At 57.7% G+C, this 12,676-nt stretch carries 12 protein-coding genes and 2 tRNA genes; 10 read left to right on the forward strand and 4 right to left on the reverse strand.

Translation table 11 applies throughout. The features are described 5' to 3' along the window. The first annotated feature begins 324 nt into the window (after positions 1-324). Genes I9184_RS07415 through I9184_RS07425 form a run of 3 tightly spaced genes read left to right on the forward strand, consistent with a single transcriptional unit; the run spans position 325 to position 3,090 of the window. Entirely contained in the window at positions 325-1,962 is a 1,638-nt protein-coding gene (locus tag I9184_RS07415; protein WP_209833493.1) for a TadE/TadG family type IV pilus assembly protein, read from the forward strand. Further along, positions 1,959-2,489, forward strand: a complete 531-nt coding sequence (locus I9184_RS07420; protein ID WP_171723530.1) for a TadE/TadG family type IV pilus assembly protein — start codon at positions 1,959-1,961, stop codon at positions 2,487-2,489. Before I9184_RS07415 ends, I9184_RS07420 begins: the two co-directional genes overlap by 4 nt. A gap of 4 nt (positions 2,490-2,493) precedes the next feature. Next, positions 2,494-3,090, forward strand: coding sequence for a pilus assembly protein (locus tag I9184_RS07425; RefSeq protein ID WP_171633443.1), 597 nt, complete (start codon positions 2,494-2,496; stop codon positions 3,088-3,090). On the opposite strand, the gene I9184_RS07430 is transcribed toward I9184_RS07425, so the two are convergent. Beyond that, complete coding sequence (locus I9184_RS07430) at positions 3,052-3,531, reverse strand: hypothetical protein (protein ID WP_171723532.1); 480 nt, start codon at positions 3,529-3,531, stop codon at positions 3,052-3,054. The two genes, I9184_RS07425 and I9184_RS07430, sit on opposite strands and share 39 nt — an antisense overlap. 157 nt (positions 3,532-3,688) lie before the next feature. Here I9184_RS07430 and I9184_RS07435 point away from each other — a divergent pair, with 157 nt between their 5' ends. Beyond that, complete coding sequence (locus I9184_RS07435; protein ID WP_209833495.1) at positions 3,689-4,600, forward strand: pirin family protein; 912 nt, start codon at positions 3,689-3,691, stop codon at positions 4,598-4,600. Between the two features lie 21 nt (positions 4,601-4,621). Here the strand turns inward: I9184_RS07435 and I9184_RS07440 are convergent, their stop codons facing one another. After that, positions 4,622-5,209 (reverse strand): TetR/AcrR family transcriptional regulator, encoded by a 588-nt coding sequence (locus I9184_RS07440; RefSeq protein WP_171633449.1) that lies wholly within the window; start codon positions 5,207-5,209, stop codon positions 4,622-4,624. A 102-nt stretch (positions 5,210-5,311) separates the two neighbouring features. On the opposite strand from I9184_RS07440, the gene I9184_RS07445 reads away from it, so the two are divergent. The 6 genes from I9184_RS07445 (at position 5,312) to I9184_RS07470 (ending at position 10,135) form a co-directional block, all read left to right on the forward strand. Beyond that, complete coding sequence (locus tag I9184_RS07445) at positions 5,312-5,560, forward strand: hypothetical protein (protein WP_171170524.1); 249 nt, start codon at positions 5,312-5,314, stop codon at positions 5,558-5,560. A 127-nt stretch (positions 5,561-5,687) separates the two neighbouring features. Then, positions 5,688-6,974, forward strand: coding sequence for a homoserine dehydrogenase (locus I9184_RS07450; protein WP_171633452.1), 1,287 nt, complete (start codon positions 5,688-5,690; stop codon positions 6,972-6,974). Between the two features lie 69 nt (positions 6,975-7,043). Continuing rightward, positions 7,044-8,027 (forward strand): class II fructose-bisphosphatase, encoded by a 984-nt coding sequence (glpX, locus tag I9184_RS07455; RefSeq protein ID WP_171633455.1) that lies wholly within the window; start codon positions 7,044-7,046, stop codon positions 8,025-8,027. Positions 8,028-8,120: 93 nt separating this feature from the next. Further along, positions 8,121-9,863, forward strand: a complete 1,743-nt coding sequence (recJ, locus tag I9184_RS07460) for a single-stranded-DNA-specific exonuclease RecJ (RefSeq protein ID WP_209833497.1) — start codon at positions 8,121-8,123, stop codon at positions 9,861-9,863. Between the two features lie 98 nt (positions 9,864-9,961). Continuing rightward, a tRNA-Glu gene (locus I9184_RS07465) sits at positions 9,962-10,036 on the forward strand. Positions 10,037-10,060: 24 nt separating this feature from the next. Further along, positions 10,061-10,135 (forward strand) — tRNA-Glu (locus I9184_RS07470). A gap of 10 nt (positions 10,136-10,145) precedes the next feature. Here the strand turns inward: I9184_RS07470 and I9184_RS07475 are convergent. Further along, the gene (locus tag I9184_RS07475; RefSeq protein WP_209833499.1) at positions 10,146-11,987 is read right to left on the reverse strand and encodes a V-type ATP synthase subunit A; all 1,842 of its coding nucleotides are present in this window, start codon (positions 11,985-11,987) and stop codon (positions 10,146-10,148) included. Further along, complete coding sequence (locus I9184_RS07480) at positions 11,984-12,676, reverse strand: hypothetical protein (protein WP_209833501.1); 693 nt, start codon at positions 12,674-12,676, stop codon at positions 11,984-11,986. The genes I9184_RS07475 and I9184_RS07480 overlap by 4 nt, the downstream gene beginning before the upstream one ends.

Raw genomic sequence — 12,676 nt, forward strand, 5'->3', positions numbered from 1 at the left:
TACCGCTGGATGACGAAACGTCATGACGTTTTGTCGCACCACTCAAGTCTGGCTGCAATCAAACAATGCACTTTTTTTCATCACCTACCTAACACAGACTTGAGTTTCTGATGGTGAGTCGCCCAATCCGGTCAATCGCTTAACGGATTGTTTTCATTTCATCGACAGACCATGGGAAAACGTGAAAATTATACCCCCTGAGCGCCCAAAAAGGCCAAAACCAAGCCTTTTTCGCCCAATTCACGCCACGTTTGAAAATTAACTTTGTCCCAAATCTCTTTTTCTTTGACGCACGAATTCGACGTGTGAAGCGGAGTAACCAGAATGCTGAATTCCTTGCTTTGTAACGACGGCTCGAAACCGAAGCGCAAAACGTTCAAATTAGAGCAGTTCGCTCGCAACGAAGATGGCGCCTTCACTATTTTCGTATTGTTTATGGTGGTCTTGATGCTGGCGATTACCGGCATGGCCATGGATGTCATGAAATATGAACGCGACCGTGCCAGCCTGCAATCCACACTGGATCGCGCTGTGCTTGCCGCCGCGGACCTCGACCAGGACCTTCCCGCCAAGGCGGTCGTCGATTCTTACATGGACAAGGCCGGGCTGGGCAATTTGAACGCCATTACGACGGTTGTTGAAGGTTTCGGCTCCAAAAAAGTAAGTGCTACAGCCGAAGCCGTTGTTCCAACCCGCTATCTGAGGTTCGGCAAAGTCACCGAACTGGGTCTCGTTGCGACCAGTGCAGCTGAAGAATCCATTGGCGCCGTTGAAATCTCATTGATTCTCGACATCTCCGGCTCAATGTCGCGCTCGTCTGCCACACCATCGAAGACAAAAATCGCAGTTTTGAGAGAAGCTGCGTCAGAATTTGTCAGGCTCATGCTGGACAAACCGAACGAAACGCAGATTTCAATCTCGATTGTTCCTTACGCAACGCAGGTCAACGCAGGAGCATCGATTCTGGACAAGTTCACGAATGTCACCCAAGAACACAGCTATTCGCACTGCGTAAACTTCATTCCAGAACAGTACAGCGATTCTGATCTGGAACGGGATGACACCCTCGAACGCACCGCGCACTTCGATCCTTTCACCTATTCTGAAGGGACTATCGACCTGCCCGTTTGTCCGGTCCGCGCAGGAAGTGCAATCACCCCTGTCACCGACAATATGAACAAACTGCTTGCCCAGATTGCGTCCCTCACCCCCGGTGGGAACACATCGATCGACATCGGGATGAAGTGGGGTACTGCCCTGCTGGACCCGAGCATGCGCGGAATTGTTCGCGACCTGTCGCTGGAACAGGATCCGTCCCATGCAGGTACAACAATTGTGCCATCAAAATTCTCGGTCCGTCCCTCGGACTATGGCACCGACGTTCTGAAGATCGCCATTGTTATGACCGATGGTCAGAACACCGATCAATACATGCTTAACCCATCGCTGCGCGAAGGTATGTCAGACGTCTGGTACAACCCGGAAGCTGATGAATACACCGTGTACCATTCTCAGGGTCGTCCGAATTTTTTCTGGCCTCAGCAAGACGTTTGGGCGGATCATCCCTACGGAAACCCGGAACCTGAGACGCAGCTGAACGAAGAACCTGGAACAGCCGTTAGGTTGTCATATCCTGAACTGTTTAACCGAGTATCTTTGGCATGGAACGCGCGGTACAACTATTACTGGCAGTCCAGCGGTTGGGCGGAATGGTATTCAAAGGCCTACGCGAAAGTTGAAACGTCGGCCAAGAACCAGCGCACCAAGCATATTTGTGATGCGGCCAAAGACCAGGGTATCATTGTTTACGGCATCGCTTTCGAAGCGCCCAGAAGCGGGTACAGGACCCTCAAAGACTGTGCCAGCTCTGACAGCCACGTCTATGACGTAAGTGGCCTGAACCTTGAAAAAGCCTTTGAATCCATCGCATCGTCGATCCGCAAACTGAGGCTAACCCAATGATCAGCGGAAAGCTGTCGCAACTCCGCCTGTTTCGGCAATCCGAGGCAGGGAATGCGACAATCGAGTTCATCATGCTCGTACCCTTCTTCCTGGCGCTTCTCGTGGCAGGAGCCGAACTGTCCATCATCACAATGCGGCATGCTGCTTTGGAGCGTGGGGTGGACCTGATCGTAAGGGATATTCGGCTGGGTACGGGTACGGACTGGAATCACGACGTGATCAGGGATCGGATTTGCGAAGTGTCCGGAATCAAGGATTGTACAGGGAATTTGCGACTACAAATGGTCAAGCAGGACGCGTTCGCTGGTATCGTGCTTTCAGACAGCATCCCCTGCACGGACAGTTCCGAAGATCCCAAGCCGGTTTTGGATTTCAAAAGCGGCCAATCCAATGAGTTGATGATCCTGCGAGCCTGCCTGCGCATAGATCCGGTTCTTGAGACCTCAGCCATTGCCAAGCTTGTCCCGGACGCTACCGGCCACTATGCGGTGACCGCAACAACGGCATTCGTACAGGAGCCAGAGTAAGATCATGTCTGTACTCCAATATCTGAAAAATCGCGTCAAAGTCTTCAAGAAAGACGAAAGCGGCATACTGACCGTTGAAGCCCTCATGATTTTTCCATTGATGTTATGGACGATCACGTTCACGTTCACTGCATTCGAGGGGTTTCGTCAAAGCGCCTCCAATCTAAAGGCAGCTTATACGATCAGCGATCTGATTTCGCGTGAAACGCGGGCCGTGACCGATGTGTATATCGACTCGCTGCACGATTTGGCAGGCAAGATGGTCAACAACCGGTCAGATGTGAAGATGCGTATTTCTCTGATTATTTACGATGAGGACGATGATCGCCACTACGTTCGCTGGTCGACCGTACGCGGCTTTGATCAGGAATGGGATGACAACAGGATCGATGAAATCGAAGACCGCCTGCCGCCAATGCCCAATCAGGACACCGTTATTCTGGTTGAAACGTCCAATGAATACATCCCCACGTTCAGACCGGGCTGGGATTTTGCGACAGGTATCACCTTTGAGAACTTCATCTTTACCCGTCCCCGCTTTACAAACGAAGTTGCTTGTAACTTAACTCAGACCCCGTTCGTCTGCACAAATAGCGGATAGAATTTCGGACATGAACTTGGCCTCGGCGGCAGATGTCATGCCGCCCACGCCAACCCGGCGACCGATCCGCCACCACAAGCCGGGGGCCCATTGGTTCGTATCTTTGAGCTTGGTGCGAACCAGAAAACCGTTTGACGGCTTGAACGCAAACACACCGCGATCCACCGATTCAATATCAGCCACCTTCGCGATCAATCGGCCTGACCCGGTACGCAACTCCGACTGTGTCAGTTCAATATGGTCCTGGGTCGCGTGCCATACACGATAGGCCAGCCAAAGCGACGCGCCCCCTACAGCAAAAAGAAATACTTGCCACGCCGGTTCGGGCGGCGATGCCAAAGCGACGTATGTGACCAGCATCCCAACCGTCGACAGCATCCCTACTCCGATCCACCGTCTGGGGGATGATGCCTGAATCGTTGCCAGCACTTCGTCCTGCATGGATGTCTCCTGTCCGTTCCGCTTCGACTTAGCGATTTTCCGGGGGAAACAACAGGGCTTTGGTTGCGCAGCAAATTTGCACAGCTCCGGTTAATTGACGCTGATTGACCGCATTCACGCAGGGGTTACATGCTGATCAAACGAACCGGAGGCGAATATGTCCCTTAGACCCACACTTGAAACACGCAGGGCCACCCCGACGATGGAAGGGGCTGGCGTGAAACTTCACCGCGCATTCGGGTTTCAGGACCCGTCCGAACTTGATCCATTCCTGCTGTTCGACGATTTCAGGAACGAACGCCCGCAGGACTATCAGGCCGGTTTTCCCTGGCATCCGCATCGCGGAATCGAGACGATCACCTATGTTCTGGCCGGATCGGTCGAGCACTCGGATTCGCTGGGCAACACCGGCACTTTGGGCGCGGGCGACGTGCAGTGGATGACGGCGGGGTCCGGAATCCTGCATCAGGAAATGCCGCAGGGAAACACCTCGGGGCAGATGCACGGGTTTCAGCTTTGGGGCAACCTGCCTTCGGATCAGAAGATGACTGCCCCGCGCTATCAGGATGTTCAAAGCAAGGATATCCCCGAAGTCACTGATGACGACGGCACCACCGTTCGGGTGATTGTCGGAGAGTTCTGGGGCAAAACCGGCCCCGTGGACGGCATCGCGGCAGATCCACAATATCTGGACATCTCGGTTCCCGCGGGTGTGAAGAAGACCTTCCGCATCGACACTTACCGCCGAGCCTTTGCCTATGTCTTTCAAGGTCAGGCAGCCTTTGCAGATGCGTCACGCCCGTCCGGTGTGCTGTTGGAAAAAGAGGTCGCCGGGCAAGAGGTGAATATCCGGGATATGTCGGGCGACCGCACGCTTGTCCGTTTCGGGACGGGGGACGAAATCACCGTTCAGGCTGGCCCCGAAGGCGTGCGGTTTCTGTTGATCTCGGGGGCTCCGATCAATGAGCCCGTCGCATGGCACGGGCCTATTGTGATGAACACGCGGGCCGAACTGGAACAAGCCTTTCGGGAGTTGCGTAACGGGACCTTCATTCGCCCTGCGCACTGACACAGTGACGGTCTGGCCCTGTCAGGCCGTCACCGCCTTATGCACCATGTTCCAATAAATCTGTTCGACCTCGTCCAGTGACAGTCGCCCTCCGGACCTGTACCAGGTCATCACACCGTTCAACATGGCAATCACCGCCAGCGTGGCGATCTTGGTGTCCGGTATCGCAAACTGACCAGCCTTCTGGCCAGAGTGAAGGATGTCTTCCAACGCGTTTTCATACTGACGCCGAAGATCTTCGATTTCGGCGAAGTTTTCGGGTGAGAGGTTGCGCAGTTCCATATAGGCGATGAACACCTCGTCCGGGCGTTGCAGGTGGAAACGTATGTGAAAACCGACAAATCGGCGCAACGCTTGCTGGCAGTCATCGCAGCGCTCCAGCGCGTTGAGCGCCGAAAGCAGATCCTGCATATGCTCTCGCATCAACCGATACAGCAAACTCTGCTTGTCCGGCGTGTAATTGTATAGCGCCCCCGCCTGAACGCCGACCTCTTTCGCGATCTGCCGCATCGAAACCGCCGCATAACCGTGGCGGGCAAACAGGTTCAGGGCCGCCTTTCGAATGCGCGGGCCTGTGATATCAGAGTGGGAGCCTTGAGTACGTGCCATCCGCCCACAGTATCTGAACAAATGTTCATATAGAACCCCGCTTGATCGGCGCCGGCAAAAGGTGCATCACGAAAGGACGAACGAAACCGAAAAGCGTGCCACATGAAACTGCTGCCTGTTCTGCCTATTATTCTTGTGTTTGCTGGGTGTTCAGACTTTCCCGAACTTGAAGGCAGTGAACCGGCCTCGGTCAAATCGGCCCCCTACCCGCGTCTTATTCCGGTGCAGGAAACGTTGGGGCCTTCGATTGATCCCGTCAGCCAGGCCGCAGAGGTGGAAGAAGACCTGACGCAGCGCAGCGAGGCGCTGGCGAAAAAGGCTCAGGCGTTGCAAAACGCGCAAACCAACTGAAGCGTGACATTTGACCTCGACAATCCCCCGGTGACGGATTGCACCCTTGGCCTGAACCCGATAAGGCAGCGCTGATCGGGCAGGCGTCCGAATTCAGACAAGTTTCGAGCGGAAAGGAACCCACGACATGACACAGGCACTGCGGCTGGGAATTGCGGGCTTGGGAACTGTCGGCGTGGGTGTCGTCAAGATTGTTCGCCGCCATGCAGATTTGCTGAAGGCGCGCACGGGCCGGTCGATTGAAATCGTGGCCGTATCGGCGCGGGATCCGAACAAGGACCGCGGTGTGAACCTGTCGGATTATGCCTGGGAAACCGACCCGGTTGCGCTGGCGAAACGTGACGATATCGATGTCTATGTCGAACTGATGGGCGGTGAAAACGGTCCGGCCAAGGCCTCGGTCGAAGCCGCGCTGGCCAGCGGCAAAGACGTCGTGACCGCCAACAAGGCATTGCTGGCCATTCACGGGCAGGAACTGGCCGAACAGGCCGAAGCTGCTGGCCGCGTCATCCGGTTTGAGGCCGCAGTCGCGGGCGGTATCCCCGTCATCAAATCCCTGACCGAGGGGCTGGCCGGAAACGAGATCACACGCGTGATGGGCGTGATGAACGGTACCTGCAACTACATTCTGACCCGGATGCAATCGCAGCGTCAGGGCTATAACGCCCTTTTCGATGAATGTGCAGAACTTGGGTATCTTGAGGCCGACCCCAATCTGGATGTCGGTGGCATCGACGCCGCGCACAAACTGGCTTTGCTGGCCTCGATCGCTTTTGGCACCAAGCCGAATTTTGACGGGATTGAGATCGAAGGCATTCAGCAAATCAGCCTCGACGATATCGACCAGGCCGAGGATATGGGCTTTCGCATCAAACTGCTGGGCGTGGCACAGCGCACCGCGCGCGGGCTGGAACAACGCATGCAGCCTTGCCTTGTGCCCAGCGACTCGCCCTTGGGGCAATTGGAAGGCGGCACCAACATGGTGGTGATCGAAGGCGACGCGGTTGAACAGGTTGTTCTGCGCGGCCCCGGTGCGGGTGAAGGCCCGACGGCCAGCGCCGTGATGGGCGACGTGTGCGATCTGGCACGCGGGCTGCAAATCCCGACCTTTGGCCGACCGGCCAAATCGCTTGAGGCTGCGGCGCCCGCCGTCACGGGCCTGCCAGCGCCTTATTATCTGCGGCTGGGTCTGCTGGATAAACCGGGCGCACTGGCCAAGGTTGCAGCCATTCTGGGCGATGCCGGTGTTTCCATAGACAGGATGCGCCAGTACGCCCATGCCGAAAGCACGGCGCCTGTGCTGATCGTTACCCACAAAACCACCCGCGCCGCGCTGGACGTTGCGCTGGACGGGTTCCTGGAAACGGATGTGGTTGCCGGTGCCCCCGTCGCGTTGCGGATTGAAGAGGTTTGAACTTGCGACCTGTACGAAACGCAAGCTATGCCGATAGAAACGGCTTAAATGACCAGAGGATACATGACAATGAGTGCTGCCAAAACCGATTTCAACGACCGCCTGCTGTCTCTGGGGCTGGCAAGGGTGGCGGAACAGGCTGCGCTGGCCTCGGCTTCGCTGGTGGGGCGTGGTGACGAGAAAGCCGCCGATCAGGCCGCCGTAAATGCGATGCGCGAACAGCTGAACCTGCTGGACATAGCTGGCGTCGTGGTGATCGGCGAAGGCGAACGCGACGAAGCTCCGATGCTTTATATTGGCGAAGAAGTCGGCACCGGAAACGGCCCCGGCGTAGACATCGCGCTGGATCCGCTGGAAGGCACAACACTGACCGCAAAGGATATGCCCAACGCGCTGACCGTGATTGCCATGGGCCCGCGCGGCTCGATGCTGCATGCGCCCGACGTCTACATGGACAAGCTGGCTGTTGGCCCGGGCCTGCCCGAGGGCGTCGTCAATCTGGACATGTCTCCTCGTGAACGGGTGGAAGCCTTGGCAAAGGCCAAGAACTGCAAGCCTGCGGACATCACCGTCTGCATTCTTGAACGTCCGCGTCACGAGGCGATGATCGCCGAAGTGCGCGAAACCGGAGCATCGATCCGCCTGATCACCGATGGTGACGTGGCAGGTGTCATGCATTGCGCAGAAAGCGAAGTGACCGGCATCGACATGTATATGGGCCAGGGTGGCGCCCCCGAAGGCGTGCTTGCCGCTGCCGCGCTGAAATGCATGGGCGGTCAGATCTTTGGTCGCCTGTTGTTCCGCAACGATGACGAGCGGGGCCGTGCTGCCAAGGCGGGCATCACCGATCTGGACCGGGTCTATTCGCGCGATGAAATGGTGACCGCGGATGTGATCTTTGCCGCAACGGGTGTAACCGGCGGCTCTCTGTTGCCGCGCATCAAGCGCGAGCCGGGTTGGGTGGAAACCACGACGTTGCTGATGCGTTCAAAGACCGGGTCCGTACGCCGCATGTCGTATCGCACCCCCACGTGGCCGCACGATAACGCCTAACGGCTTGCGCCGTTGCCTCCGGCGGGAGTATTTGGGAAAAGATGAAAAGGCCGGGTCCGAAAGGATCCGGCCTTGGTTCACAAGGGGCAGGCAATGGGTTTTCTTGGCGTAGAACAATCACTGACCGGGCGGCGCTGGGTTGGCCCGGAAGCCGAGCTGGAACGGGCTGCCGAGATGATGACACAACAGACCGACCTGCCGCGTGCGGTATGTCAGGTTCTGGCCCGTCGTGGCGTGCCGGTCATGGAGGCGCGCGGCTTTCTGGAGCCCAAGCTCAAAGAGCTGCTGCCAGATCCCCGCGATATGAAGGACATGGAAACGGCGGCGGCACGTTTTCTGGACGCCGTACGCCATCGCCAGAAAATCGCGGTGTTCGCGGATTACGATGTTGACGGCGGCTGTTCTGCCGCGCTGTTGCTGGTTTGGCTTCGGCAGATGGGGTTGCAGGCGACGCTTTATGTGCCGGATCGGATTGATGAGGGATATGGTCCGAATGTTCCGGCAATGCGGGAACTGGCAACCAGCCACGACCTGATCATTTGCGTCGATTGCGGCACGCTCAGCCATGAACCGATTGCCGCAGCCACGGGGGCGGACGTGATTGTTCTGGATCACCACCTCGGCGGCGAAACCCTGCCGGATTGCGTTGCAGTCGTGAATCCCAACCGGCAAGATGAAAGCGGTGATCTGGGCTATTTCTGCGCGGCGGGTGTCGTGTTTCTGATGCTGGTCGAAGCAGGCCGCCAGCTGCGCGCGGCAGGTGCAAAGGGGCCTGACCTGATATCGATGCTGGATCTGGTGGCCCTGGCAACCGTAGCTGACGTTGCGCCTTTGATCGGTGCCAATCGCGCCCTGGTTCGACAAGGCCTGAAAGTGATGGCGCAAAGGCTACGCCCCGGACTTGTCGCGTTGTCCGATGTCTCGCGCATGGACACGGCGCCCAACAGCTATCACCTGGGTTTTCTGCTTGGCCCCCGCGTGAACGCAGGTGGTCGCATCGGGCAGGCCGATCTGGGCGCCCGCCTGCTGAGCACGGATTCCCTGCACGAGGCACAGGCCCTGTCCGAACGTCTGGACGCGCTGAACACGGAACGCCGGGATATTGAAAACGCCGTGCGCGCCGCCGCGATGGAGCAGGCCGAGGGTCGCGGGCTCGACGCGCCCCTGGTCTGGGCCGCCGGTGAAGGCTGGCATCCGGGTGTGGTGGGCATCGTGGCGTCTCGTTTGAAGGAAACCGCCAACCGTCCGGCCATCGTGATCGGCTTTGACGGTGATGAGGGTAAAGGCTCGGGGCGTTCGGTCTCAGGCGTGGATCTGGGGGCGTCGATCCAGCGGCTCGCGGCCGAAGGGTTGCTGGTCAAGGGTGGCGGTCACAAGATGGCCGCTGGACTTACCGTCATGCGCGACAAACTGGAACCCGCCATGGAGCGCCTCAGCGAGCTGCTGGCAAAACAAGGCGCAGGTCAGGGCGGCCCTGCCGATATGAAGCTGGAAGGCGCCCTTATGCCGGGTGCCGCGACAGTGGACCTTGTCGAACAGATCGAACAGGCCGGACCGTTTGGCGCCGGAGCCCCTGCCCCGCGATACGCGCTTCCGGATCTTCAGGTGCGTTTTGCCAAACGTGTCGGGGAAACGCACCTGAAGTTGTCATTATCCGATGGCATGGGTGGTGGGCTGGATGCGATTGCCTTTGGTGCCTTTGACGGTCCGATGGGCGAGAGACTGTCAAATCATGGTGGCGCACGCTTTCATTTTGCAGGCCGGCTTGAGGTGAACACCTGGGGCGGGCGGCAATCCGTGCAGCTCAGGCTCGAGGACGCGGCAGAGGCAAATTGACGTCTCGCTCGGACGGCGTAAAAAACTTTCTCATCCCTGCGTTTTTCGGCTTGCGGGGGTCACGGTGAAACCGTAAAAGGCCCTCCACAAGCCAGCGTGGCCCGTTCGTCTATCGGTTAGGACGCCAGGTTTTCAACCTGGAAAGAGGGGTTCGATTCCCCTACGGGCTACCACTTGTGTTTGCGTCACTACCATGTGGCCCGTTCGTCTATCGGTTAGGACGCCAGGTTTTCAACCTGGAAAGAGGGGTTCGATTCCCCTACGGGCTACCATTTCTCCTGATCAAACCCCGAACTTTTCTCGGCACAGGTTCTCGATCTTTTGCCAGGTGGATTTGTATTCGGGTGTGTTTTCTGCCGCGTAGTGAAAGTTTTTCATCAGCCCGGTCAGTTGCGTAAACACCTGCCTTACCTCGGCCTTGTCGACAAAGACCGCCTTGGATTGCGTCACATCATACACAAGCTTGAACGTCTTTATCTGCCGTTCAAGCGGTACTGTCGCATCGACTGTGTCAAATGCGTCCTGCTGCAAGTAGACCATATCGACGAACAAGGCTTTCTGTTGGGTTACAAAGTCGTCATTTGTAACGCCCTCTTCCCCTGTGACCTGCATCATCTGATCGACCTGTTCGCCTTTTTTGATCAGGGTCAACAGGGTGCGCACTTTGGCTGTCCACCCCGGTTCGGCGTTCCTGTCATACCAGTCGGACAATTGGTCAGTATACCGAGACCAGCTGAGCATCGGATCGACCGCTGGATAAAATCGCTTGTAGGCGCGTTCGGATGACAACCCGAGGAAACACTTGACCGTCGACAAGGTCGACTGGGTTACCGGCTCGTCAAAATTGCCTCCAGCAGGCGAAACCGTTCCGATCAGCGTCAGGCTGCCAAGATCGCCGTCATTCGTTTTCAGCGCCCCGGCACGTTCATACAAACCCTTGATCGAGCTTTCCAGATAGGCCGGGAACCCCTCTTCGCCCGGGATCTCTTCGAGCTTGCCCGAGGTCTCGCGCATGGCTTGCGCCCACCGGCTGGTGCTGTCGGCGATCAACAAGACATCATAGCCCATCTGGCGGTAGTATTCCCCCAACGTGATCCCGGTGAAGATCGACGCCTCGCGCGCGGCAACCGGCATGGATGACGTGTTGCAGATGATGATCGTCCGATCCATCAGGCTGCCACCGGTGGTTGGATCGGTCATCTTCGGAAATTCCTCGATGGTCTCGACCACCTCACCTGCACGTTCGCCGCAGGCCACGACGATCACGATATCAACTTTCGCGTTCCGTGCGATCAGGTTTTGCAGCACGGTCTTGCCCGCACCGAACGGCCCGGGAATACAGGCGGTGCCGCCGCGTGCAATCGGAAAGAACGTGTCGATCAGCCGTTGCGACGTCAGAACCGGTTCCGTGGGATACAACCGCTCGGACAGTGCGCGCTTCAGTATGTTTTCCGGCAATGGTCGCCGAACCGGCCATTTCTGCAAAAGCGTCAGCGTATGCTCGCCACCGTCTTCGTCTTCCAGGCGGGCCACGATGTCATGGATCGTGGCCGCGCCTTTTTGCACCCAGACCACCTTGTACGCGCCGGTCCAGTTGAACGGCAGCATGATCTTGTGGCTGAAATGGCCTTCGGGCACCGTTCCGATACTGTCCCCGGCAGTGACCGTGTCGCCCACCTTAACGGACGGCGTAAAGGACCATTTCGCGTTTTCATCCAAGGGCGCGACATCTGCGCCGCGCGGCAGGAAGGTACCAAATGCTGCCGCCACCTTGGGCAAAGGCGACTGCAACCCGTCAAACACCTGCCCCAGCAGCCCCGGACCCAGCTTTACCGACAAGAGCTGACCTGATTGCTCCACCGGGTCGTCGACCGCCACCCCATCAGTGCTTTCATAGACCTGAACATCCGCCATATCCCCACGTACGCGCAGCACTTCGCCCTTGAGCCTTTCCTGACGCCCACCGGGACCGGAACGCGAAGGCAATATGTAAACCACTTCGTTTTTGACCAGTTGACCGGGGTGGCCGGTCGCGTCCGGATTGGCCTGTATCCGCACAAGCCCTTCCTGAACCAGGACGACGCGTGCGGTCGATGAATGTTTGGCTGAGATTGGGGCTGTCATGCGCCTGCTCCCTCAAAATCGACATCAGCAAAGTCGGCCATGGCCTGTTGTGCCAGTTTCTCAAATCTCTTGGCGGCTTCCGCAGCGCTGCTTTGCGCCCAGCGGTCGAAGATGTTCCAGATCAGAACGTAGATGGCGACCGCCTCGAAATCGAACATGTGACGAGCCGCGTGCCGCTTGAGCTGCTTGTGGCTTATCGACAAAAGCAGACGTTCCAGACCCAGCGGATCTTCGTTTTCCAGCAATTGGGTTGCCTCTTTGATCCAGGGCATGAGCCGTTCCAGCCGAAAGCTGGGATCACCCCAATTGGCGGGGATGTGGCGGCTCCATCGTCCGACTCCGAATGCGCCTGAAGGTGCTGGTTCTCCGCGTTTCCGCAATCGCAGCGCCGCGACCACAGAGCGTAGTTCCATGCGTTCCATGAGGAGTTTACGCAAGGTGGGCTGAGGGATGTCCACCATCGCTTGTTTGCAGCGCTGGATCGCCTGTGCGTCGGTGACATCCATGTCGTAGGCGTTCCAGCTCAACGCGTGCTCGAGGATCTTCAGAACTTTGCTGTCCTCCGGTGTCAAAGCCGTCAATCGACGGTCCAGCCTGATACGTGACAAGGGCGGCTGCCTGGCAACGAACAACCGTTCCGAACCCGGAAGGCTGCACATCAACGCGATATAGGCGTCCTGCTTTGACAT

The organism is Ruegeria sp. HKCCE3926 (genome assembly GCF_017872515.1).
Lineage (GTDB): Bacteria > Pseudomonadota > Alphaproteobacteria > Rhodobacterales > Rhodobacteraceae > Ruegeria.